The organism is Agrobacterium vaccinii (assembly GCF_021310995.1).
GTDB classification, from domain to species: Bacteria; Pseudomonadota; Alphaproteobacteria; order Rhizobiales; family Rhizobiaceae; genus Agrobacterium; species Agrobacterium vaccinii.
On sequence record NZ_CP054150.1, the window covers coordinates 960,915 to 983,154 of the forward strand.

23 protein-coding genes are annotated in these 22,240 nt (G+C 57.4%); 11 read left to right on the plus strand and 12 right to left on the minus strand.

The window, feature by feature from the left end:
• The first annotated feature begins 11 nt into the window (after nucleotides 1–11).
• Entirely contained in the window at nucleotides 12–1,079 is a 1,068-nt protein-coding gene (locus HRR99_RS04870; protein ID WP_233122981.1) for an HlyD family secretion protein, read from the plus strand.
• Between the two features lie 71 nt (nucleotides 1,080–1,150).
• On the opposite strand, the gene HRR99_RS04875 is transcribed toward HRR99_RS04870, so the two are convergent.
• Nucleotides 1,151–1,864, minus strand: coding sequence for an ArsR/SmtB family transcription factor (locus HRR99_RS04875; RefSeq protein ID WP_233122982.1), 714 nt, complete (start codon nucleotides 1,862–1,864; stop codon nucleotides 1,151–1,153).
• Nucleotides 1,865–1,986: 122 nt separating this feature from the next.
• Between HRR99_RS04875 and HRR99_RS04880 the strand changes: the two genes are divergently transcribed.
• Nucleotides 1,987–2,889 (plus strand): DMT family transporter, encoded by a 903-nt coding sequence (locus HRR99_RS04880; RefSeq protein WP_233122983.1) that lies wholly within the window; start codon nucleotides 1,987–1,989, stop codon nucleotides 2,887–2,889.
• A gap of 88 nt (nucleotides 2,890–2,977) precedes the next feature.
• On the opposite strand, the gene rplI is transcribed toward HRR99_RS04880, so the two are convergent.
• The 5 genes from rplI to HRR99_RS04905 all read right to left on the minus strand — a co-directional run bounded on the left by rplI (nucleotide 2,978) and on the right by HRR99_RS04905 (nucleotide 6,790).
• Nucleotides 2,978–3,553, minus strand: coding sequence for a 50S ribosomal protein L9 (rplI, locus tag HRR99_RS04885; protein ID WP_111839721.1), 576 nt, complete (start codon nucleotides 3,551–3,553; stop codon nucleotides 2,978–2,980).
• Nucleotides 3,554–3,567: 14 nt separating this feature from the next.
• Nucleotides 3,568–4,542, minus strand: a complete 975-nt coding sequence (locus HRR99_RS04890; RefSeq protein ID WP_112499175.1) for a YybS family protein — start codon at nucleotides 4,540–4,542, stop codon at nucleotides 3,568–3,570.
• A gap of 193 nt (nucleotides 4,543–4,735) precedes the next feature.
• Nucleotides 4,736–4,984: a 30S ribosomal protein S18 gene (gene rpsR / locus HRR99_RS04895; protein ID WP_111839719.1), complete on the minus strand. Its 249-nt coding sequence runs from the start codon at nucleotides 4,982–4,984 to the stop codon at nucleotides 4,736–4,738.
• A gap of 12 nt (nucleotides 4,985–4,996) precedes the next feature.
• Nucleotides 4,997–5,461, minus strand: coding sequence for a 30S ribosomal protein S6 (gene rpsF, locus HRR99_RS04900; protein ID WP_111839718.1), 465 nt, complete (start codon nucleotides 5,459–5,461; stop codon nucleotides 4,997–4,999).
• Between the two features lie 285 nt (nucleotides 5,462–5,746).
• A complete protein-coding gene (locus HRR99_RS04905) occupies nucleotides 5,747–6,790 on the minus strand; it encodes an aldo/keto reductase (RefSeq protein WP_233122984.1) in 1,044 nt (347 codons plus the stop codon).
• Between the two features lie 223 nt (nucleotides 6,791–7,013).
• On the opposite strand from HRR99_RS04905, the gene fabD reads away from it, so the two are divergent.
• The 9 genes from fabD to vapC all read left to right on the plus strand — a co-directional run bounded on the left by fabD (nucleotide 7,014) and on the right by vapC (nucleotide 14,455).
• Nucleotides 7,014–7,958, plus strand: coding sequence for an ACP S-malonyltransferase (fabD, locus tag HRR99_RS04910; RefSeq protein WP_233122985.1), 945 nt, complete (start codon nucleotides 7,014–7,016; stop codon nucleotides 7,956–7,958).
• A 26-nt stretch (nucleotides 7,959–7,984) separates the two neighbouring features.
• Nucleotides 7,985–8,722, plus strand: coding sequence for a 3-oxoacyl-[acyl-carrier-protein] reductase (fabG, locus tag HRR99_RS04915; protein WP_233122986.1), 738 nt, complete (start codon nucleotides 7,985–7,987; stop codon nucleotides 8,720–8,722).
• Nucleotides 8,723–9,007: 285 nt separating this feature from the next.
• Complete coding sequence (locus HRR99_RS04920) at nucleotides 9,008–9,244, plus strand: acyl carrier protein (protein WP_006727438.1); 237 nt, start codon at nucleotides 9,008–9,010, stop codon at nucleotides 9,242–9,244.
• Nucleotides 9,245–9,386: 142 nt separating this feature from the next.
• The gene (fabF, locus tag HRR99_RS04925; protein WP_111839715.1) at nucleotides 9,387–10,655 is read left to right on the plus strand and encodes a beta-ketoacyl-ACP synthase II; all 1,269 of its coding nucleotides are present in this window, start codon (nucleotides 9,387–9,389) and stop codon (nucleotides 10,653–10,655) included.
• A 238-nt stretch (nucleotides 10,656–10,893) separates the two neighbouring features.
• Entirely contained in the window at nucleotides 10,894–12,126 is a 1,233-nt protein-coding gene (gene mltG / locus HRR99_RS04930; protein WP_111839714.1) for an endolytic transglycosylase MltG, read from the plus strand.
• A 54-nt stretch (nucleotides 12,127–12,180) separates the two neighbouring features.
• Entirely contained in the window at nucleotides 12,181–13,068 is an 888-nt protein-coding gene (locus HRR99_RS04935; protein WP_233122987.1) for a YicC/YloC family endoribonuclease, read from the plus strand.
• Nucleotides 13,069–13,073: 5 nt separating this feature from the next.
• Complete coding sequence (gmk, locus tag HRR99_RS04940; RefSeq protein ID WP_112499179.1) at nucleotides 13,074–13,745, plus strand: guanylate kinase; 672 nt, start codon at nucleotides 13,074–13,076, stop codon at nucleotides 13,743–13,745.
• A 78-nt stretch (nucleotides 13,746–13,823) separates the two neighbouring features.
• Nucleotides 13,824–14,057, plus strand: coding sequence for a type II toxin-antitoxin system VapB family antitoxin (vapB, locus tag HRR99_RS04945; protein WP_111839712.1), 234 nt, complete (start codon nucleotides 13,824–13,826; stop codon nucleotides 14,055–14,057).
• The gene (vapC, locus tag HRR99_RS04950) at nucleotides 14,057–14,455 is read left to right on the plus strand and encodes a type II toxin-antitoxin system tRNA(fMet)-specific endonuclease VapC (protein ID WP_111839711.1); all 399 of its coding nucleotides are present in this window, start codon (nucleotides 14,057–14,059) and stop codon (nucleotides 14,453–14,455) included. Before vapB ends, vapC begins: the two co-directional genes overlap by 1 nt.
• A gap of 8 nt (nucleotides 14,456–14,463) precedes the next feature.
• On the opposite strand, the gene rsmA is transcribed toward vapC, so the two are convergent.
• The 6 genes from rsmA to lptF form a co-directional block, all read right to left on the minus strand.
• Entirely contained in the window at nucleotides 14,464–15,294 is an 831-nt protein-coding gene (gene rsmA, locus HRR99_RS04955) for a 16S rRNA (adenine(1518)-N(6)/adenine(1519)-N(6))-dimethyltransferase RsmA (RefSeq protein WP_233122988.1), read from the minus strand.
• On the minus strand, nucleotides 15,294–16,313 hold the full coding sequence (pdxA, locus tag HRR99_RS04960; protein WP_233122989.1) for a 4-hydroxythreonine-4-phosphate dehydrogenase PdxA: 1,020 nt from the start codon (nucleotides 16,311–16,313) through the stop codon (nucleotides 15,294–15,296). The genes rsmA and pdxA overlap by 1 nt, the downstream gene beginning before the upstream one ends.
• Before the next feature lie 16 nt (nucleotides 16,314–16,329).
• Nucleotides 16,330–17,274, minus strand: a complete 945-nt coding sequence (locus HRR99_RS04965) for a SurA N-terminal domain-containing protein (RefSeq protein ID WP_233122990.1) — start codon at nucleotides 17,272–17,274, stop codon at nucleotides 16,330–16,332.
• A 285-nt stretch (nucleotides 17,275–17,559) separates the two neighbouring features.
• Nucleotides 17,560–19,932, minus strand: a complete 2,373-nt coding sequence (locus tag HRR99_RS04970) for an LPS-assembly protein LptD (RefSeq protein ID WP_233122991.1) — start codon at nucleotides 19,930–19,932, stop codon at nucleotides 17,560–17,562.
• Nucleotides 19,932–21,020, minus strand: coding sequence for an LPS export ABC transporter permease LptG (gene lptG, locus HRR99_RS04975; protein ID WP_233122992.1), 1,089 nt, complete (start codon nucleotides 21,018–21,020; stop codon nucleotides 19,932–19,934). The genes HRR99_RS04970 and lptG overlap by 1 nt, the downstream gene beginning before the upstream one ends.
• Nucleotides 21,017–22,186: an LPS export ABC transporter permease LptF gene (lptF, locus tag HRR99_RS04980; protein WP_112499185.1), complete on the minus strand. Its 1,170-nt coding sequence runs from the start codon at nucleotides 22,184–22,186 to the stop codon at nucleotides 21,017–21,019. Before lptF ends, lptG begins: the two co-directional genes overlap by 4 nt.
• Between the last annotated feature and the right edge of the window lie 54 nt (nucleotides 22,187–22,240).

Below are 22,240 nucleotides of genomic sequence, written 5' to 3' on the forward strand. Positions count from 1 at the left end.
GAGATATAAAAATGCTGAAAAAAACATTCACGCCTCTTACTCTCATCGTTCTCCTTGGCGGCGTCGCCGGTGTGGCGCTGGTCCTTTACGCATGGCGGTTGCCGCCTTTTTCCAGCTCGGTGGAGATGACCGATAATGCCTATGTGCGCGGCTACGTCACGACCATGAGCCCGCAGGTCAGCGGCTACGTCGTTGATGTGCCAGTCAAGGATTATCAGGAGGTCAAGCAGGGCGATCTGCTGGCGAAAATAGATGACCGCATCTTCCGTCAGAAACTTGCGCAGGCGCAGGCGTCTCTGGACAGCCAAAAGGCTGCCTTCGACAATTCGCGTCAGCAGGAAATCGCTGCTAAGGCCAATATCGCCTCGGGTGAAGCGGCGGTGGATGGCGCGCAGGCATCGCTGAAACAGGCGCAACTGGCCTCGGACCGACAGGATAATCTGGTGCGCAGCGGTGCCGGAACATCCAGCGTTCAGGAAGAGGCACAGGCCAGCCTCGACAAGGCTCGCGCCGGTCTGTCGCAGTCAAAGGCTGCACTCGAAGTTGCCCGGCAGGATCTACAAACCATCATTATCAACAGGGGCTCGTTGCAGGCGGCTGTGGCCAATGCGGAGGCGGCGATAGAGCTAGCGAAGATCGACTTGCAGAACACCGAAATTCACGCGCCGAGGGACGGCAAGCTTGGAGAGGTCGGCGTACGCATCGGCCAGTACGCTGCTGCAGGTACACAGTTGATGGCGGTTGTTCCGCATGACATCTGGGTCGTCGCCAATTTCAAGGAAACGCAACTGGCTGGCATGGAAGCAGGGCAGGCGGTCTCGATTTCCGTGGATGCCCTGCACCGCAAGAAGCTGACCGGCAAGGTGGAGCGCTTCGCTCCTGCTGCGGGATCGGAATTCGCGGTTATCAAGCCTGACAATGCGACTGGTAATTTCGTGAAGATCGCCCAGCGTCTGGGCGTGCGCATCTCCATCGACCCAGATCAGCCGCTGGCCGCCGAGCTTTCGCCGGGTATGTCCGTCGTCGTGCGGGTGGACAAGGGGCAGGCGACAGAGAGAACTGAAACTGCTGCACGCTAGGTCCTTGCGTTCTCCCTCATTCCTGTGACAAGCGCGCGGGAATGAGGGGTAAGTTGAAAGCGCCAAGAATGCTATAAGCCGTCCTTCCAGCCCACCGGCAAAGAAAACGCCTCCCGAAACCCGTTTTCGCCCGCAGGTGTGATGCGTAATGCGCGGCTGTCCTGCTTGCGAGCAATCCACCCCAGTTCCAGCGTACGCTCCAGCAAGGCCGTGCCGACGCGCCCGGCAATGTGGTGTCGTCGCTCGCTCCAGTCGAGACAGGTTCTGCAAAGCGGACGTTTGGATGGCGAACCGCTATCGAGATCAATGCCGAGGCCCTCGAGAAAGGCTTTGCCTTTTTCAGTGACGAGCGCACCCTCATCCGACAGAAGAACACTTCCGCTCGCTGAAAGGCTATCGGCCATTGCGACGGCCAGCCGTCCGGCGATGTGGTCGTAGCAACTGCGCGCAATGCGCATATCCCGCTCTTTCGGACCCACGGGATGGTGACGGTGCGGGCCATCGGCGGCAATCGTCATCAGCGCATCGATGCCATGTGCCACCTGTGCGGAGGCCAGCCGATAGTAGCGGTGCCGTCCCTGTTTCACCGTCGTTAGCAGATGCGCATCGACCATCTTCGCCAAATGGCCGCTGCCGGTTTGTGGCGTGATGCCTGCCTGACGCGAAAGCTCGCCTGCGGTCAGGGCCTGCCCGCCCATCAACGCACAGAGCATGTTGGCGCGCGTCGTATCGCCAATGAGGCTGGCGATGGTAGCGATGGTGTTGGGTGAGGCGATATTGGTCATGGCGCGAGACTATCATTCATGACGGCGAACGTCAGCCGTGCATGGTTCGGTCGATGCCGAAGCTTTTCATTCTGACGGGACTCTATAGAGAGAAACTTGCCTCGCATGTGGAGAGAATTGAAATGACCGGCGACAAAAAGCTGCTTCCCGAACTGGCCCTGTTATTACTGCTGGGGTGCCTATGGGGCAGCTCTTACACTTTCATCAAGATAGGGATCGAGACGATACCGCCGCTGACCCTGATTGCGGCCCGCACCGCCATTGCGGGCACCATTCTGACCATCATCATATTCTGGCGAGGTTTGCGGCTGCCCAGGGATCCGGCACTGTGGAAGATGTTCGCCATTCAGGCCGTGTTGAACAGTGTGCTGCCCTTTACCCTGATTGCCTGGGCGGAACATTACATCGACGCAGGGCTCGCGGTCATCCTCAACTCGCTGACGCCGGTTTTCACATTTCTGCTGACGCTTATTATCACCCGCCACGAAGTGCTGAGTGGAACAAAGCTGTTCGGCGTGATGATCGGACTGGCTGGCACTGTCGTCATGATCGGCGTGCAGGCGCTCAATGGTCTGGGTGATGTCGTACTGGCGCAGATGGCCGTCATTCTCGCCACCGCTTTTTACGCAGGCGCGGCGATTTTCGGAAAGAACTTCAAGGGCATCGATTCGATGATCCCGGCTGCCGCTTCGCTGATCTGCGGTGCGGTCATCCTCATTCCCGTCAGCCTCGTCGTCGATAGACCATGGGAGCTTGCACCCTCAAGCCGGTCTCTCATGGCGCTGCTCGGGCTTTCGATATTCTCGACTGCGCTCGCTTTCACCATCTATTTCCGCCTTGTGCGGACGCTGGGATCACTCGGCACGACCGCCCAGGCCTATGTGCGCGTGCCGGTGGGGGTGGCAATCGGTGTCGTCTTTCTTGGCGAGCAACTGCATGCCAGTACGATGATTGGCCTCGTCTGCATTCTGGCGGGTGTCATTGCCATGACGTTGCCGTCGCGCGCTCCACTGGTCTCGCGCTGAACCTTTCGGCATCAAGACTTTCGACAAACAAAAACCCCGGATGTCGCCATCCGGGGTTCTGTCTGTGAGCCATTAAAGCCCGCAAATATTACTCGTCGTCGCCATCGCGATCTGCATCTGGATCGAAGAAGTCTTCTGGGCGAAGCGCGTCTTCGTCAACGCCGTAGATGGCGTCAGCAGATGTGAGGCTTTCGCCCTTGGCCTGACGCTCGGCTTCTTCGGCAGAACGAGCAACGTTCAACTCAATCTGCAGCTCGACTTCGGCGTGCAGGTGAAGCGTAACATTGTGCAGACCAATGGTCTTGATAGGCGTGTTGAGTTCGACCTGGTTGCGGCCAATGTTGAAGCCTTCAGCGCCGAGGATTTCAACGACGTCACGGGCAGCAACGGAGCCGTACATCTGGCCGGTTTCGCCAGCGGAACGAACAACGATGAAGCTCTTGCCAGCAAGTGCGTCTGCAACTGTCTGTGCTTCGGACTTGCGCTCGAGGTTACGAGCTTCGAGCGTTGCGCGCTCGGACTCGAAACGGGTCTTGTTGCTTGCATTGGCGCGGAGCGCCTTGCCCTGCGGCAGCAGGAAGTTACGCGCGTAGCCGTCGCGAACCTTTACGGTTTCGCCCATTTGGCCAAGCTTGGCGATACGTTCGAGAAGAATGACTTCCATCTTCTTGATCCTTTCTAGTTTTCGGTTTCGTTGGTGTTGTCGGTTTTCCGTGCCGGGGTAAGAGAGATCGTGCTGCGCACGTCGCTGAGACCCAGTACGAGAATGATGAACAGCGGAAAGACGAAGATCGCTGAAATATAGGACAGGACCAGAACCGGCCAGCGCCAGTCCTTGCCTTTGGAACGGTGGTGCAGAGAGGCATAACCCGCCATCAGGAAGCCTGCGCCGAACGTGCCGCAGATGACTGCGCCAACCATGGCCACGGTGCCGCCGAAAAAGGTGAGCACGATGCCGCCGAGGAAAATGAAGATCGCATTGCGGTGCATGCGCAGGGCCGCTGCGATGTCTTCGCGCGGGCGAAGGCCCTTGCCGAAGGAGCGAACCATGCGGCTGGCGAAATAATAGGCTGCAAACAGCATGATGACCCAAAGCCCACCCTGGATCATCGGCAGCATCAGCACCAGCAGGGATTTCGTCTGGGCAAGCGCCGTTGCATCCGGCGTAAAAGCGGCTTCACGCGTCTGCACCGAGGCCATCATGACATCCACCAGCTGCGAAACGAGATCAGGCCCGTAGCCGATCATCGTGCCGAGAATGATAACGGAGAGCGTGATGATGCCACACAGATGCAGCACGATGCCCGACAGCGGATACCATGCCAGAAGGTCATCAGGGCCGCCGATTTCCGATGCGGGGCGCGCCAGATTGGCAAGGTGGGACAGCCAGCCAGCAGGGACGAGCGTAAAAATCGCAATCGTGACGGCAAAGATCGGCGAAACGGCAAGTGCACCCAGGAAGGCGGCAGACAGAACGGCGACGATGGCCGCAGCATTGCCCCAGCCGAGACCGGCCACAAGAATAGGCATCGCGGAGGCGGCATAAAGCAGGAATGACATGGACGACTGCGCAGTTGCGCCAAGCGTAAGAAACGCTGCGCATACACCGGCGAGGATGCCGGAAATCAGCACTGTCTGGTTCAGTTGTTTCAACGTCGCTGTCCTGCCCGGATACGGTAGCAGTTAGAGGACCATTCATTCGAATGACGTCCCCAACATGGGTTTTCAGTTCATGTCGATCCGCGCCCAACGCGGAAGGATTTTGGAATTCTCGGCCCGCTGACGAAGAGCGAGCTGCCCCGAGAAAAAACGAGGCCGCGCAAATGCGCAGCCTCGCCATTGTCGATTAAGACAGAACGTATGGCAGCAGGCCGAGGAAACGAGCGCGCTTGATCGCCTGAGCGAGTTCGCGCTGCTTCTTCTGCGAAACAGCTGTGATACGGGAAGGAACGATCTTGCCACGCTCAGAAATGTAGCGCTGCAGAAGACGTACGTCCTTGTAGTCGATCTTCGGTGCGTTTGCGCCGGAGAAAGGGCACGTCTTGCGACGGCGGTGGAACGGGCGGCGTGCCTGGGAAGAAGAAGAGTCAGCCATTATATAGTCTCCTTATGCACGGTCTTCGCGCGGACGGCGCGGACGGTCTTCACGATCGCCGAAGCCACCTTCGCGGGGCGGACGAGGACCACGGTCGAAGCCACCTTCACGAGGGCCACGGTCAGGACGGTCGCCACGTGGACGGTCGTCGCGGTCGCGCTTCTGCATCATTGCAGATGGGCCTTCTTCGTGAGCTTCAACAGCGATGGACATGTAACGAAGAACGTCTTCGTTGATGCGCATCTGACGCTCGATTTCGTGGATTGCCGCTGCCGGAGCATCGATATCCATCAGAGCGTAATGAGCCTTGCGGTTCTTCTTGATGCGGTATGTGAGGGACTTGAGGCCCCAGTTTTCGACGCGTCCGACCTTACCGCCGTACGATTCGATAACGCCCTTGTACTGCTCGACAAGTGCGTCGACCTGCTGGGCAGTGATATCCTGCCGGGCAAGGAAGATGTGTTCGTAAAGAGCCATTTAAGCTTTGCCTTTCTTGCGTTTCATTCATCACCCGGCAACGGCGCTAAGCCTCAACGACTGCTCCTGTTTGGCAAAAGCCAAGGGCAAGAAAAGCGTTGTTCGAGACGGTCGAGAGCGGAGACACGGGAGGCCGGAAACCTTATGGTCCTGCTGTTTCGTCGCCGAAACCAGCCCTCCGTTCAGCCACCAGCCAATTGGACCGGGTGTTGTGAACAGCGCGCTTATACGGATTTCTCGTGAGAATGCAAGCGCGCTGCCCTAAAAAGCGGGGAAAGGCTGCCCTTAGATCGGCATCGGGTACTGGCGGTGAATATCCGCAATGCCTTTGAGAACCTCGTCGGAGAGCTTGACGTCGGCGGCAGCGATATCGACCTTCAACTGCTCCATCGTGGTCGCACCAATAATGGATGCGGCCATGAAGGGGCGGGACAGTGTAAAGGCGATGGCCAGTTGGGCAGGGTCGATACCGTGTTCGTAGGCGAGCTCAAGGTAGGCCTTGACAGGTGCTTCCTGCAAAGGCTGCAAGCGCCCGCCGATGTTCTCATTGATGGACGCGCGCGAACCCGCCGGGCGGGCACCGTTCTGGTACTTGCCTGTCAAAATGCCGCCAGCGAGTGGAGAATAGGCGAGGAGGCCGACATTTTCGTGATGCGACACTTCGGCCAGATCGAGATCGAAGGGCCGGTAGAGCAGGTTATATTCATTTTGAATGGAGGCCACGCGCGGCAGACCTTTAGCTTCGGCGATGTCGATGTATTTCTGCGTACCCCATGCGCTTTCGTTGGAAAGGCCGATGGCACGGATTTTTCCGGCCTTGACCAGTTCGTCAAGCGTTTCCAGCTTCTCGGTGATTTCGGCAAGCGTCTTTGCCGTATCCTGCGTCGAGGCATCGAAACCCCACGTACCTCGAAAATGGTAGGTGCCGCGGTTGGGCCAGTGAACCTGATAGAGGTCGATATAGTCTGTCCTCAGACGCGTCAGGCTGCTTTCCACGGCCTCGCGGATGGAGGCTGCGTCGATCTCGCGTCCGCCCCGGATGTAATCGCGGCCAGAACCGGCGACTTTGGTAGCAAGGATGATGTCCTTGCGCTTGCCCGTCTTCTGGAACCATGTCCCGATGTGTTCTTCCGTGCGCCCCTGCGTTTCGGCAGATACGGGCGTGGTGGGATAAAGTTCAGCGGTGTCGAAGAAATTCACGCCCTGCTCGACGGCATAATCCATCTGCTCATGGGCTTCAGCTTCGGTGTTCTGCGTACCCCATGTCATCGTGCCAAGGCAAATTTCGGACACGGACATATCCGTGCGACCCAATGTATTCTGTTTCATGAGAGATCTCGCTCGCTTGGAAGGTGGGTAGAACGTAGTATCGAATTACCGCAGCGCAAGAAAAAATATTCTCATGGATGTCTGTGGATGAGTCGGCGGAAAAACCGTCCAAAATGGGGGTAAAAGGCGGAAAGCCTTGACTTCCGAAGCTGGAATGTGAATGGAAAACCACGATTTGAAGGCAAGACCCGGCAAACGGGCCGAAAAAGAAAGACCATATCCCATGGCTATTGCATTCACGTTTCCAGGTCAGGGCAGCCAGGCTGTCTGCATGGGCAAGGAACTCGCAGAAAACTTTGCCGAGGCCCGCGCGGTTTTCGAAGAGGTCGATGAGGCGCTTGGCCAGAAGCTTTCCGAGATCATCTGGAACGGACCGGAAGAAACCTTGACGCTGACTGCCAACGCCCAGCCGGCGTTGATGGCGGTCTCCGTTGCTGTCATGCGCGTGCTGGAGGCCCGTGGCCTGAAGCTTGCCGAAAAGGTTGCCTATGTTGCAGGTCATTCGCTTGGCGAATATTCCGCGCTCTGTGCCGCTGGAACGTTCTCGCTCGCCGATACCGCACGCTTGCTGCGCATTCGCGGCAACGCCATGCAGGCCGCAGTGCCGGTGGGTGAGGGCGCGATGGCGGCCATTATCGGCCTCGAGCACGGCGACGTCGATGCCATCTGCCGGGAAGCCGCAATCGGCGGCGTCTGCCAGATCGCCAACGACAATGGCGGTGGACAGCTGGTCATCTCGGGCTCGAAGGCTCCGGTTGAAAAGGCCGCAGCCCTTGCCTCGGAAAAGGGCGCCAAGCGCGCCATCATGCTTCCCGTGTCCGCTCCTTTCCACTCCGCGCTGATGGCACCTGCTGCCGAAGCGATGCGTGAAGCACTGGCGAATGTGACGAAGCGCGCACCGGTCGTGCCTGTCATAGCAAACGTGCGCGCCGCCCCTGTTTCGGATGCCGACGAGATTGCGGGCCTTCTCGTGGAGCAGGTGACGGGTCAGGTGCGCTGGCGCGAAACCGTTGAATGGTTTGCGGCAAACGATGTCACCACTCTCTATGAAATCGGCTCCGGCAAGGTGCTGACCGGGCTTGCCCGCCGTATCGACAAGACGGTCACGGGCATCTCGGTCAATACGGCTGCCGATATCGACGCCGCCTTGCAAACGCTTCTTGGCTGAGTTCAAAAGAAATAAAGGATAATCCTATGTTCGATCTGACAGGCCGCAAGGCTCTCATCACAGGCGCAACCGGTGGCATCGGCGAAGAAATCGCCCGCACGTTGCATGCGCGGGGCGCGACCGTGGGCCTGCACGGCACACGCGTCGAAAAGCTGGAGGCGCTGGCCGCCGAACTTGGCGAGCGTGCGCACGTCTTTGCTGCCAACCTTGCCGACCGCGCCGAGGTAAAAGCTCTGGGCGAAAAGACGGAAGCCGAGCTGGGTGGCGTAGATATTCTCGTCAACAATGCCGGGATCACCAAGGACGGTCTCTTCGTTCGCATGAGCGATGACGACTGGGACAAGGTGATCGAGGTCAATCTGACCTCCATGTTCCGCCTGACGCGCGAGTTGACCCACCCAATGATGCGCCGCCGCTTTGGCCGCATCATCAACATCACCTCCATCGTCGGCGTGACTGGCAATCCGGGTCAGGCGAATTACTGCGCGTCCAAGGCTGGTATGATCGGCTTTTCCAAGTCGCTCGCGCAGGAAATCGCCACCCGCAACGTGACCGTCAACTGCGTGGCGCCGGGCTTCATCGAAAGCGCGATGACCGGCAAGTTGAACGACAAGCAAAAAGAAGCCATCATGGGTGCCATTCCCATGAAGCGCATGGGCACCGGTTCGGAAATCGCATCCGCCGTTCTCTACCTCGCTTCCAACGAAGCGAGCTACATGACAGGTCAGACCTTGCACGTGAATGGCGGCATGGCGATGATTTAATATTCGCTCCGCAAGGCGACTTGCTGGAAAAATTGCCTGTAGAGCAAGATGGTTAGCACTATTTTAAGGCTTTTTTCCCGCAGGAAACCGTGTTAAGCGGGCGAAGACTGTGAACAGTCGTTCCGGAACGAAAAGCGACCGTTGCGATTTTATGCGACGATGTTTAGCTTGAACCGGGTTGAACGGGTTTGCCCACGGTGCCTCAATGACAGGCGCTTTGGGATTTTAACAGGGCAGGATGTCTGAAGAGGCATTCCTTTCAAAGTAAAGGTCGAGGAAACCGACATGAGCGATATCGCAGAACGCGTAAAGAAAATTGTAGTTGACCATCTTGGCGTTGACGCCGAAAAAGTCGTTGAAGGCGCAAGCTTTATCGACGATCTGGGCGCTGACTCGCTCGACACCGTTGAACTGGTTATGGCGTTCGAAGAAGAATTCGGCGTTGAAATTCCAGACGACGCAGCTGACTCGATCCTCACAGTCGGCGACGCTGTAAAGTTCATCGAAAAGGCTCAGGCCTAATCGTTTGATCCGTGTAAGGGAAGGCGCCAGCCTTCCCGATATGGCCCGGCCAGTCCGGGCCAATATTTATTCTGTGGCACTTTGCATCGCGTAAGTGTCACAACACATAGAGCGATGTTTGGATAAGGGCGGAGCATTGGCGATGAGACGTGTCGTTATCACCGGTACCGGCATGGTATCTCCTCTTGGCTGCGGAACGGAAATTACCTGGGAGCGTCTGCTGGCCGGCCAGAACGGTGCGCGTCTTGTAACGGAGTTCCAAGTCGACGATCTGCCCGCTAAAATTGCCTGCCGCATTCCCGTCGGTGATGGTTCCAACGGAACTTTCAACGCCGATGACTGGATGGAGCCCAAAGAGCAGCGCAAGGTCGATCCCTTTATCGTTTACGGCATGGCCGCCGCCGAAATGGCGCTCAATGATGCCAACTGGCATCCCATCGACAGTACCGACGAAGACCAGATCATGACCGGCGTTCTCATCGGCTCAGGTATCGGCGGCCTCGATGGCATCGTCGAAGCCGGTTATACCCTGCGGGACAAGGGGCCACGCCGCGTTTCGCCGTTCTTCATTCCCGGTCGCCTCATCAATCTCGTCTCCGGTCAGGTCTCCATTCGCCATAAGTTGCGCGGCCCGAACCATTCGGTCGTAACGGCTTGCTCTACCGGCGCGCACGCCATTGGCGATGCAGCGCGACTGATCATGATGGGTGATGCGGACGTGATGGTCGCTGGCGGTGCAGAATCGCCCGTCTGCCGCATTTCGCTCGCTGGCTTCGCCGCCTGCAAGGCGCTTTCCACCCAGCACAATGACGATCCGCAAAAGGCGTCTCGCCCGTATGACCGCGACCGCGATGGTTTCGTCATGGGCGAGGGGGCTGGTATCGTCGTTCTGGAAGAACTGGAACATGCCAAGGCACGTGGCGCAAAAATTTACGCCGAAGTCGTGGGCTACGGTCTCTCCGGCGACGCGTTCCACATTACCGCTCCATCGGAAGATGGCGACGGTGCATTCCGCTGCATGACTATGGCGCTGAAGCGCGCCGGTCTGGCTCCTGCCGATGTGGACTACATCAACGCCCATGGTACATCGACCATGGCTGACACCATCGAGCTTGGTGCCGTCGAGCGTCTGGTCGGGGATGCGGCGTCGAAGGTTTCCATGTCGTCCACCAAATCTGCGACGGGCCATTTGCTCGGCGCTGCCGGTGCGATCGAGGCGATTTTCGCGGTGCTTGCCATTCGTGACAACATCGTTCCGCCGACGCTCAATCTCGATAATCCCGATGTCGAAACACAAATCGATCTGGTGCCGCACAAGGCGCGCAAGCGCACGGTGAATGTTGCATTGTCCAACTCCTTCGGTTTCGGCGGCACCAACGCTTCGCTCGTTCTTCGCCGTTACGAGGCATAATTGAACGACACTTGCCGTTCCCAAGGGAATCGCAGAAAACCATCTCTATCTCGGCCATGGCCGGGATAATCGTCTTGCCTGCCAGTGCGTGCAGTCCAGACCGGAAAACCGGCATATCCTGATACAAAGTGTCCGAAGTTTCCCTGTGTACCGAGTGCAGAATAGCCTGCCGAACCTGTTTTTGCCGCATTGCCTGCTCAAATAAGCCGCTGTGATGCCGAACTGAAAAGGACCGCCGGTGAGCGATACGAAAGAGAACAATCAGGCCCCCCAAGGACGTGACGGCTCTGGCGAGAGCAAGGGCGGCCCGATCATTCCAAAATCACCGACCGAAGCTTTGAGACCCGAGAGAGTTCCGGCTCCGCCCAAGCGTTCCCGCAAGGCCCACAGCCAGGTGGTCATTTTCCTCAACTTCCTGATGACGCTGGTGGTTGCCGTCTGCGTCGTTGGCGTCGCGGCCTTCTATTACATGATCAATTCGTTTCACGAGCCCGGTCCGCTGGAGATCAGCAAGACGGTGACGGTTCGTAACGGCGCGGGTCTTGCGGAAATCGCCAACAATCTGGAGCGCGAAGGGACTATTTCCAATGCGCGTGTCTTCCGCTTGATGGCAGACCGTTACATGACGCCGAGCCAGACACCAAAGCCTGGCGAATATGAAATCAAAGCCCATACGTCCATGAAGGACATTCTGGCGCTGCTGGAATCCGGCAAATCCATTCTTTACTCCGTGTCAATGCCGGAAGGCCTGACGGTGAAGCAGATGTTCGCGCGGCTCGCCTCCGACACCATTCTTGAGGGCGATCTGCCAGCGGCACTGCCTGCGGAAGGCACGTTGCGGCCGGATACATACCCCTTCACGCGCGGCACAAAGCGGGAAGAAATCGTCAACCAGATGCGCGCCGCGCAATCTCGACTGGTGCAGGCAACCTGGGAGCGTCGTGATCCCGATTTGCCGATCAAGAGCATCGAGGAATTCGTAACGCTGGCCTCCATCGTGGAAAAGGAAACCGGCAAGGACGACGAGCGCGGCCATGTGGCATCGGTGTTCTACAACCGCATGAAAAAGAACATGCGCCTGCAATCTGATCCGACCATCATCTATGGTCTGTTCGGCGGCGAAGGTAAGCCATCCGACCGCCCGATCTATCAGTCCGATCTGCAAAAAGAGACGCCGTTCAACACCTACATTATCCGAGGCTTGCCGCCGCACCCGATTGCCAATCCAGGTCGGGCAGCCCTTGAGGCGACGGCCAATCCTTGGCGCACGGATGACCTGTATTTCGTGGCGGACGGCACGGGCGGGCACACCTTCGCCAAAACGCTGGATGAGCACAACGCCAATGTTCGCCGCTGGCGCAAGATCGAGGCTGAGAAAGCGGCGTCCGGCGGCACCGCCAGCTCTTCCGAGACGGTGGTGGATGGACAGCCAGATGGCTCTCAAGCCGAGCGTCCCTCCACACGAAATTGATTTTACATGATGCTGTCGCCCCAACCGGCGGCAGCTTTTGGTTTGGGGTATTTCATGACATTGCAATCCATGACGGGTTTTGCCCGTAGCGAAGGATCATGCGGGCGTTACCGCTGGGCTTGGGAGCTGCGCTCCGTCAATGGCAAAGGACTGGATCTGCGTCTGCGTCTACCAACGGGAATGGAAGTGCTGGAAACCGAGCTGCGGGACATCGCGACCAAAAGCCTGTCACGCGGCAATATTCAGGCGGGGTTGAGCGTTTCTGCGTCAGAAGTGAAGATGGAAGCCGTGGTCAATCGCGATGCACTGGATGCCGTGCTTGCCCTCAAGCGAGACCTGGGCGATGCCGTCAGCGACGCACCTCTCAGCTTCGATACGTTGCTGTCCGTCAGGGGGCTGGTGGAATTTCGCGAACCGGAGGAAAACGCGGATGCGCAGGAGGCGCGCAACAGGGATGTCATCAACGGCTTCACTGCTGCCATCGAGGCATTGAAGGCGATGCGCGAGCGGGAGGGTGGGGCTCTGTTCGGCGTGCTTTCCAGCCAGATCGACAGAATCGAACAGCTGACGAAATCCATCGAAGCGGACCCATCACGGCAGCCCGAGCAAATCCGTGCGCGTCTCGCAGCGCAGATAGCCCTCATTGCCGATGGTAGCAGCGGTCTGGATCGCGACCGTCTCCATGCCGAAGCAGCATTGCTGGCTACCAAGGCCGATCTACGCGAAGAGATCGACCGTCTGAACGGCCATGTCGCCGCCGCTAGAGAGCTTTTAAGCAGCGGCGTGCCAGTGGGCCGCAAGCTCGACTTTCTTGCACAGGAATTTAACCGGGAGTCGAATACAATCTGTTCCAAATCCAACGCCAGTGCTGTAACCGCTGCTGGTATAGAATTGAAAGTGGTGATCGATCAATTCCGCGAACAGGTCCAAAATCTGGAGTAGACCCCATGGCGTCCGCCAGCATTCCTCCCGTCCATATTGCCCGCAGAGGCTTGATGCTGGTCATTTCGTCGCCATCGGGTGCCGGCAAGTCGACCATTGCCCGCAACCTGCTGGAAAAGGACAAGAACATCAGCCTGTCCGTCAGCGTCACCACCCGGGCACGGCGCCAGAGCGAGATCGACGGCATCCACTACCACTTCATTTCCAAGCGTGATTTCGAACGCATGCGTGAAGGCGAAGAGCTGCTGGAATGGGCGGAAGTTCACGGAAACTTCTACGGTACGCCGCGTGAGCCTGTCGAGGCAGCCATGGAAGAAGGCAAGGACATGCTGTTCGATATCGACTGGCAGGGTGCCGAGCAGCTTCAGGACAAGATGAAGGCGGACGTGGTCTCGATCTTCATTCTGCCACCCACAATGACCGAGCTGCAATCTCGTCTGCATCGCCGTGCCGAAGACACCGAAGAGGTCATTCAGACCCGTCTTGCCAATTCCCGATCCGAAATCGAACATTGGCGCGACTACGACTACGTCATCCTCAATGACGATTTGCAGGCAGCATTCGAAGCAATCGAAGCCATCGTCAAAGCCGAACGCGTCCGCCGCGACCGTCGCCACGGCATGTTTGACTTCGTCCGAGAGCTCCTTGCGGAAGTGCCGACGCTGCCGGGTCGGTGAGGGGTAGGCGGTACGCCGCCTTGAATCAGAAGTGCAAAAGCGTTACGTATATGCGGATTGGATATACGGAGCAGCGCTATGACCACGTCCACGGTATTCCTCAGTAATAAAAGTCAGGCCGTACGGCTGCCGAAGGCAGTTGCATTTCCCGACGACGTTCATCAGGTCGACATACTGAAAATTGGACGAAGTCGAGTTATTGTTCCCCACGGGCGCCGCTGGGACGATCTCTTCGCGTCTGGCCCCCGTGCCAGCGAAGATTTTCTCATGGAACGTGAAATGCCGCTTCTTGATGAGCGCGAGTCTTTTTGATGCTTTCCTATATGCTCGATACCAATATCTGCATCTACGTCATGAAGACCTATCCTCCCGAACTCAGGGATAGATTCAATGCCACCGCAGAACAGCTTTGCATTTCTAGTATTACGCTGGGTGAGCTTTGTTTCGGCGCTGAAAAATCGGCGCGTCGTAGTGAAAACCTTGCCGCTATCGATAATTTCGTATCGAGGCTGGACGTACTCCCCTTCGGCGATAAGGCCGCTGCCCACTACGGACAAATCCGGGCTGAATTGTCGCGCGCAGGGACACCCTGTGGCGTTCACGACATGCAGATCGGTGGGCACGCACGCGCAGAGGGTCTGATCGTTGTCACAAACAATATGCGGGAATTCGTCCGAATGCCCGGCCTACGGGTCGAGAACTGGGTCTAGTCCTTGACCTAAAGCATGTTCGCCAATCGAACAAACTCTTCCACCGACAATGTCTCAGCACGCCTTGTTGGGTCGATACCCGCTTTTTCAAGCAAGGCTTCGCCGCCAATGCTCTTCACGCTCTGGCGCAACATCTTGCGGCGTTGGCCGAAAGCGGCTTCCGTGACCTTTTCGAGGTGAGCAACTTCGCATGGAATAGGCTTGTCACGGGGCAGGAGGTGAACAACGGTCGAGGTGACCTTCGGTGGGGGGCTGAAGGCTTGCGGTGGCACGTCGAAAGCCATTTCCGGCACTGTGCGCCACCCTGCGAGCACGCCGAGGCGACCGTAATGGTTGTCGCCTTCTTCAGCCACGATGCGCTGGCCGACTTCCTTCTGGAACATCAGCGTGAGTGAAAGCCAGAACGGAGGCCATGCTTTGGGCAGCAACCAGTTCACGAGCAATTGCGTACCAACATTATAAGGCAGGTTGGCGATGATACGAACCGGCTCGCCTGCCGGAACCATCGTCTCGAAATCTGTCTTCAAGGCATCGCCTTCGATGACATCGAGACGCCCGGGATAATGCGCGGCGATTTCAGCAAGGGCGGGGAGGCAGCGGCTGTCGCGCTCAACCGCAATCACCTTCTTTGCGCCCAGCGACAGGATGGCCCGCGTCAGGCCGCCAGGGCCTGGACCCACCTCGAATACGGTCACACCTTCGAGGGGACCTGCGGTGCGAGCAATCTTCCGAGTGAGATTGAGATCGAGCAGAAAGTTCTGCCCAAGCGATTTCTTCGCATCGAGCCCGTGGCGCTGGATAATGTCGCGCAGCGGCGGAAGACCATCAATGGCTGCCATTACGCTGTCACCGATCGAGCTGCGATCTCCGCTGCCATTTTCAAGGCCGCAACCAGGCTCGATTCATTGGCGATGCCCTGACCAGCGATGCCGAAGGCAGTGCCGTGGTCCGGTGAGGTGCGAATGAAGGGCAGGCCGAGCGTCACATTGACAGAATCGTCGAAACCCAGCGCCTTGGCAGGAATCAGAGCCTGATCATGATACATGCAGACGGCGACATCGTAGCGCCTGCGGGCTGCCTCATGAAACATCGTATCGGCAGGCAGAGGGCCGAAAGCATCAATCCCTTCTTTTCGCAGCTGGATCGTTGCGGGATGGATCAAGTCTCGATCTTCGGTGCCAATCGTGCCATCCTCACCTGCATGCGGGTTGAGGCCAGCAACGGCGAGGCGGGGCGCCTCGATGCCGAACTTCTTGATGAAATCAGCAGCAACAATACGGCAGGTCTCTATGATCAGCTCTTCGCTCAGCGCACCCGGCACGTCTTTAACCGGGATGTGGATCGTGACAGGCACGACGCGCAGCTTTGGTCCAGCGATCATCATCACCGGCTTTGCGATCTGCCCTGTCAGTTTGGCTGCTAGGTCAGCAAGAAATTCGGTATGGCCCGGAAAACCGAAACCCGCCTCATAGAGAACGGACTTCGCGATGGGGTTGGTCACGACTGCGGACACTCTCTTCTCCACAGTCAGCGTGACGGCAGTCTCGATAGCTTTGATGGTCGCGTGGGCCGCACCGACATGCGGTTGCCCGGCGAGCACTTCAAAACCGACGGGAAGTGCAAGAACCGGAAGCGCATTGGGGAACACCGAAATGGCGTCCTCAGGCTCACACACTTTCACCTCGATATCGACGCCGAGAAGATTGGCGCGGCTCGTAATGACATCGGGATCGCCGATGAAAATGAAAGGTGGTAGTCCCAGCGCGTGACGTTTTGTCCAGGCGGCAATGGTAATGTCGGGACCAATCCCGGCGGGGTCGCCCTGGGTAAGGGCGAGAGGTAATGGCGGTATGGTCACAAATTACGCTTTCACGTCAGGTGCTGGTGATCTGGGCTTTCTTCCGCAGCTCTTCTATGTATTTCTTTTCGTTGGGATTTTCACCCTTTTCGGCTTTCGTCAAGTCTTCTGCGCGGAAGACGATTTCGGCGGCATAATCATCCGAAACCTGCTGCTTTTTGCAGACTGCCAGATATTCAACGCCCTTTTCCGTGACGCGGGTTCCGGTCGTGCCGCCTTCTGACGTCTTCTCGACGAGGGGCTTCCAGTCCGGCGGCAATTCCGGCTCAAGCGTCCGTCCGAGGTCTTTGATCGATACATCGAGCATTGTTGCTGCGAAGGTTCTCGCCTGTTCGCAGCCGGGATAACGCTTACGGGAAGCTTCGGCTTCTGACTTGCGCTTGCCAGTAATCGCATTCCGCTTAGACTCGGGGATTACGAAGATGATCTGCTGGAGAAAATATTCCGTCGTGACAGGCTTCTGTCCGCGCTCTTTCAGCCGTGTGACGAAATCCTGCGTGGACATCTTGTTGCGACCGCCGTAGCGGGCATTGACGAGACGCGGCCAGCTCATCTGCACCGCAATAAAGGATTTGAAGTGATCAGCGCCGACGCCAGCCTGCGACAGGACTTTGGTCAACTGATCCGTCGTCATCTTGTTGGTTGCCGCAAAACGGGCGAAAGAGGCATCGACATCGGCTGTGCTGACCGACATTTTGACGCGCGCAATTTCCTCACGCTTTAAAGCTTCATCGATAAGCTGCTCGCGGGCCTTTTCGGCAAGGTTGCCGGACTGGCGCTGCAGTTTCAAAAACGCGACACGGCGCGCAAGATCATCGCTCGTGATCGGCGTCTTGTTGACGACGACCTTGACGGCGCTTGCAGCGAAAGCCTGATGCGTTGGAAGCGCAATGACCACGGGAACTGCGAAAATCGCAAAGGCGAATGCTACACTGCGCAACGCCGTCTTTCCGAGTTTCATCCTGTTCTCTCCCTGTCGAAGCCTTGGTAAAATCGCCATGGCTTAGTTTTTGATAAAGGCTCTGATCGGATGGAGCGGCGAGAGCCGTTCGTCAACCAACAGGTTTCATTTTGCTACAGATTAAATCTGAGCGCGACCGTATATATCACCTGATCTGGCAAAACGGCAATCATATGCGCGGGGAACAGTGCAGTTATCTTGCGGCGAAACGGTGGCGCAGAATAGCACTGCCGATCACATCGAATAAATAATAATGGCGGAGTTTTCACTCCGCCGTCACAAAAATTAGAAGTTGTTCGGTTTCCAGCCGATTTCCGCATCATCCCAATCCGTTCCAGCAGAGCCGACGCTGATGTCACCGAGCGTTCTGAAGGCGAGACGGGCGTTGATCGACCAGTCATTTGCAGACTCGTTTACAGCGTTGATGCTGCCTTCGTCGGAATAGCTGACGGTGAAGATCGTGCACTCGTCCTGGTAAAGAATGCCGATGCGGCGTTCGCTGGAGAACTTGTTGTTGATATCGTAATTGATCGCACCAAAGAGAGACCAGTTGTCATCCACACGCAACTTGCCGGACGCCTGAACGATATCCCGCTTGCGGTCATATCCATATTCCGGCTGTGCGTCGACCTGCGTATAGCTGACTTTACCCGACACGCGATTGTCAGTGTAGGTAACTGCCGTCTCAGAACGATTGACCTCCAAGCTGTCCTTGTCAAATCTCAGGCTGGAAGACAGCGACAGGCCGATCGGCGCGTCGATGGCAGCCATGGCGACGTAGTCAGACCGATCTGTTTCCAGGCCGGAGTTGGCACCGACATTCACGAGGTCGTTGGACGCAAAGGAATTGACGCCTGCAAGGTGGAACGACTGACCTGCGACGGCGCGAATACCATAACCATTGTCAAACGTACCGTTGTATCGGACACCGAGATTGGCGCGTGTGCCGCCCTCGATACGATCGAAGCCAGAGAATTTGTCGCGATCGAAAAGGTTCGTCGCATCGAACACGAAAGCCTGGGAGTCTTCGTTTGGAAGCTCTCCGGCGTAGGATTCGTTGGGGCGAACGAAAATCTGGGCGATGGGCTCGATCACGTGATTGCTATGAAGCGCTGTGAAGAGCACCGGATACCGGGCTTCGAGACCGAATGTCGCCATACCGCGCAAAGCCGCATCATCATTGATCGTGCCGTCATAATTCAAAGACGTGCCAAAGCTGTTTGCAGACATATCCGTCCACAATGCGTCGCCGCGTGCAGCCAGAAGAGGCGTCAGGAGCAAGCCGCTGTCAAAGGTAAAGGTCCGCTTCCACTCTCCCTCGGTTGACAGACGCGTGTAGCTGCCTTCGAGGCCGTTGTAACGGATGGAATCACCGAGATTGTAGGCATCCTGCTTCTGACGCGTCAGGCTGGTGAAGTTGGTCGTCAGCGAAAGCTCACCGCCATAGACCGGGTCAGGCATGAAATAACGGTAGTCGAGTGCAGGGTGAACGATGGCCTGCTTGCGCTCTTCCGTTTCCGAATCGTCCTTGTCCTGAACGTTGAAGTAATAAGCGTTCAGGTCGAAGTTGTTACGCTCGCCGACGCCATTGAGATAAATCTTATTTGTCTGGACTGAGCTTTTATAATCCTTGATGCCGTAGGTGCGCGAGAAGTTGTTGTCGGTCTGCACCATGGCATCCCAGCCGAAGGCCCAGCGGGGATTGATGTTGAACTCGCCCTTGGACGCGATCATCGCACGCGTATCGTTCAGCGAGTCGCTTGTATTGGCATCGAAATCCTTCGGATTCTGCTGGTTGATGCCGGCAGCTCGCAATGTATGCGTTCCCATTTCGAAACGCTGACGCAACTCACCCTCGAGCAGAAGACCCTGCGAGGTGTAGTAGGTTGGCGTAATAGTCATGTCTGATGTGTCAGATAGGACCTGGAAATAAGGCACGCCGATGCCGAAGCCGAGATTGTCCGTCACGCTCATGCGTGGGAACAGGAAGCCGGACTTACGTTTCACGGTATTGTCTGGAACCGTGATGAACGGAAGATAGGCGATGGACTTGCCAAACAGCTCGAAGCGGGCTTTTTCCAGCCGAACCGTATGGGTCTTTCCGTCCTGAATTACGCGCTCTGCCTTGACCTGCCACAGAGGTGGCTTGTCCGGGCGTTCCGCGCAGGGAAGACACGCTGTGTAGACGCCGTTGTTGAGGACCATGACGTCCTGTGACAGGCGCTCGGCACTCTCACCGGCGATACGGGTGTTGTCGGTGGTTTCCACACGAAGCGTGTTGACGAAGCCCTGGCCGAAATCGTCCGTTACATCCAGTTCATCCGCGTAGATGCGGTTGCCGCCGGGCTCGATCAATTCGATGTTGCCGCGCGCAAGAACGCGTCCGGTGGACTGATTGTATTCCACGCGCTGGGCGACCATGCGGTAGCCGGTGTAGTGCATGCGCACGCCCCCGGTCGCAACCACGCGCTGCGAATCCTTATTATAGGTCAGTTCATTTGCTGTAAGCAGGAGTTTTGATTGGTCTTGTGGATCGCCCACGATAACGCCGTCTTCAGCAAAAACGCTGGAAGCGGTCGCTACATATGCGCACACAGAAGCCCCAGTCAGAAGGGCTGTTGCCAGCCGTCTGATATTCCCGCGGTCAAATACCGCCACTAGCCGTCCTCCTGATGAAGCAGAATGGTTGCACCCAACGCCAATGCCACGACAACTGGAACCCAGACCGCGACGAAGGGAGGGACAACCCCGCTACTCCCGAATGCCCTTACGAGCACGGTTACTACATAAAGCACGAAGCCGGAAACGATTCCACCCAGAATCACTGAACGAGACTGTGCAAAACGGCTGAACTTTAATGAAACAGTCGCGGCGATCAAGGTCATCGCCACGAGAAGAAAAGGCATGGACAACAGGAAGTGGTACTGCGTCTCAAGCGCCTTGGACGAAATGCCGAAGGACTGAGCGACCTCGATTTTGTGAGAAAGCTCAAAGAAAGCAACGGTTTCGGGCTGTGTCAGGCGCTCCTGCACGAACTCGCGTCTCAGATTGGTGCTGATTCGTGCCGTCGATTCCCGGCTTGGTACATGACCGGGACGAATCTCCGCCACGTCGTTAAGAAGCCAGTAACCATCTTCCAACTTAGCCGACTTCGCATCCTGTCTGAGAAGGATGTTACCGGCCTTGTCGAGGTGAATCAGGACGACATCTTTCAGCAGCGTTCCGTTGTCTTCGAAGCTTTTGGCGCCGATGATCGTATCCTGCCCGCCGCTGCTCTGGCGCAACCAGGGGAGGACCTGTTGCTGGCGTGTCGATCCGCCTTCATTGCGCCAACCCGATTCGACTGCGAGCGACTTGCTCTCGCCCCAGGCAGCGATAGGGTTGAGCACCGTCACGGCCAGAACGCCGAGAAGGATCGCACCGCCGATGAAGGGCAGAATGAATTGCCAAGCGGAAATGCCGGCAGCGCGCGTCACAACCAGCTCATAGCGCCGGTTGAGCGAAATCAGCGTCGTCATACCAACAAAGAGGGCGATGAACGGCACGGTCTGCTGCAAAATGAGCGGAAGACGAAGCGCCGTCAGACCAAGGGCTGCTGGAACCGAGTATCCGGGCAGGCCGGACATGCGTCGGGCTGTCTCACTGAAATCGGCCAGGAAAATGATTGCGGAAATACCAAGCAGAAACCAGAACGTCGTCATGGCGTAACGCTTGAGGAAATAGCGGGCGAGGGTGCCGAACATCATGCGCTTTGCCCTCCAGCGCCGGGCGCCTTGGAAGACGAGAAGCGCTTCTGGATGGTTTGCAAAGCATTGCCGAATGCGCGCGGCATCAACAGTTTCTTACCCGAGAGCAGCAGGAACGTGGCGATACCGCCGCTGACGAACGGCACCGCATAGACGAAGGGTATGAAAGCCGCGCTCTGCTTGACCTGATTGGTGAAGTAGAAGCCAAGCCAGCGCAGCATGAAAGCAGTGATGAGGGCCGCGACCATCGGGTGCAGGCGCGCCTCACGGTGGGAGCGCGCATCGGCAGCGACAACCAGCGAAATCAGAGCAAAAACAAATGGGAACATCCAGTCCGACAAACGGCGGTGAAGCTCCGAGCGAAAACCGCCGGGAGATTTCTTGTAACTGTCCACAGTCGGATCCGGCGACAGAAGGAATGACAGGCTCGCATCGCTGGATGAAATGGATGTCTCGTTATCGGACTTCTCCGACATCGTCGAAAGGTCAAAGGCGTAGGACAGGAATTTCACCACGGACACTTTGCCATCCGGCGTCTTCTGCTGGACTTCGCCATCGCGCATGGTGAGAGATGTGCCGCCTTCATCGATCATGCCTTCCTTGGCATAATAGATGAGGTCGTAATTCGGATCGCGCCGATCCGCCACGAACAGGCCACGCAGAATGCGACCCTGTCGTTGACCGATCTGAACGTAAAGACCATCCTGAATGGTGCGGAACGTCTTTTCCTCGATGACCGACGAGAGAAGGTCGGCATAGGCGGCGGCCACCATCTGCCGCGCAGCGGTGCGGGCAGGGGGCTCGGCAAAATTGGTGATTCCAAAGGAAACGAGGCTCAGAACCGTACCGAGAATGAGGATGGGCTTGAAGATGATGGAGCGCGGCGCGCCTGATGCATCTATGATCGCCAGTTCCGAATCCGTATTCATGGCGGTGAGCGTCTGGGTGATGGCAATCACCAGCGCAAACGGCAGAACGACGGGGATAAGGGTCGGCAAAAGCATGGTCGCAAGGGTTACAAACGACCCCATGGACTGGCCCGTATCGGTGACGAGGTTGATTCTCTGAAGAACCTGAATCGTCCAGATAATCGCCAGAACAGGCAGCAGCGCGACCAGAAACATCTGCGTCGCACGTCGCAATATGTATCGTTCAAGAAGCGTCATTCGGTCCCTGATGTGGTGTCTTCATGCCTGTTCCCCCCGCGGGAACGGCTCCTA

Bases quoted from the DNA above. Each gene is read 5' to 3' on its own strand.
- HRR99_RS04870 (WP_233122981.1), top strand. From the start codon at position 12: ATGCTGAAAAAAACATTCACGCCTCTTACTCTCATCGTTCTCCTTGGC.
- HRR99_RS04875 (WP_233122982.1), bottom strand. From the start codon at position 1,864: ATGACCAATATCGCCTCACCCAACACCATCGCTACCATCGCCAGCCTC.
- HRR99_RS04880 (WP_233122983.1), top strand. From the start codon at position 1,987: ATGACCGGCGACAAAAAGCTGCTTCCCGAACTGGCCCTGTTATTACTG.
- rplI (WP_111839721.1), bottom strand. From the start codon at position 3,553: ATGGAAGTCATTCTTCTCGAACGTATCGCCAAGCTTGGCCAAATGGGC.
- rpsR (WP_111839719.1), bottom strand. From the start codon at position 4,984: ATGGCTGACTCTTCTTCTTCCCAGGCACGCCGCCCGTTCCACCGCCGT.
- rpsF (WP_111839718.1), bottom strand. From the start codon at position 5,461: ATGGCTCTTTACGAACACATCTTCCTTGCCCGGCAGGATATCACTGCC.
- HRR99_RS04905 (WP_233122984.1), bottom strand. From the start codon at position 6,790: ATGAAACAGAATACATTGGGTCGCACGGATATGTCCGTGTCCGAAATT.
- fabD (WP_233122985.1), top strand. From the start codon at position 7,014: ATGGCTATTGCATTCACGTTTCCAGGTCAGGGCAGCCAGGCTGTCTGC.
- fabG (WP_233122986.1), top strand. From the start codon at position 7,985: ATGTTCGATCTGACAGGCCGCAAGGCTCTCATCACAGGCGCAACCGGT.
- HRR99_RS04920 (WP_006727438.1), top strand. From the start codon at position 9,008: ATGAGCGATATCGCAGAACGCGTAAAGAAAATTGTAGTTGACCATCTT.
- fabF (WP_111839715.1), top strand. From the start codon at position 9,387: ATGAGACGTGTCGTTATCACCGGTACCGGCATGGTATCTCCTCTTGGC.
- HRR99_RS04935 (WP_233122987.1), top strand. From the start codon at position 12,181: ATGACATTGCAATCCATGACGGGTTTTGCCCGTAGCGAAGGATCATGC.
- gmk (WP_112499179.1), top strand. From the start codon at position 13,074: ATGGCGTCCGCCAGCATTCCTCCCGTCCATATTGCCCGCAGAGGCTTG.
- vapB (WP_111839712.1), top strand. From the start codon at position 13,824: ATGACCACGTCCACGGTATTCCTCAGTAATAAAAGTCAGGCCGTACGG.
- vapC (WP_111839711.1), top strand. From the start codon at position 14,057: ATGCTTTCCTATATGCTCGATACCAATATCTGCATCTACGTCATGAAG.
- rsmA (WP_233122988.1), bottom strand. From the start codon at position 15,294: ATGGCAGCCATTGATGGTCTTCCGCCGCTGCGCGACATTATCCAGCGC.
- HRR99_RS04965 (WP_233122990.1), bottom strand. From the start codon at position 17,274: ATGAAACTCGGAAAGACGGCGTTGCGCAGTGTAGCATTCGCCTTTGCG.
- lptG (WP_233122992.1), bottom strand. From the start codon at position 21,020: ATGATGTTCGGCACCCTCGCCCGCTATTTCCTCAAGCGTTACGCCATG.
- lptF (WP_112499185.1), bottom strand. From the start codon at position 22,186: ATGACGCTTCTTGAACGATACATATTGCGACGTGCGACGCAGATGTTT.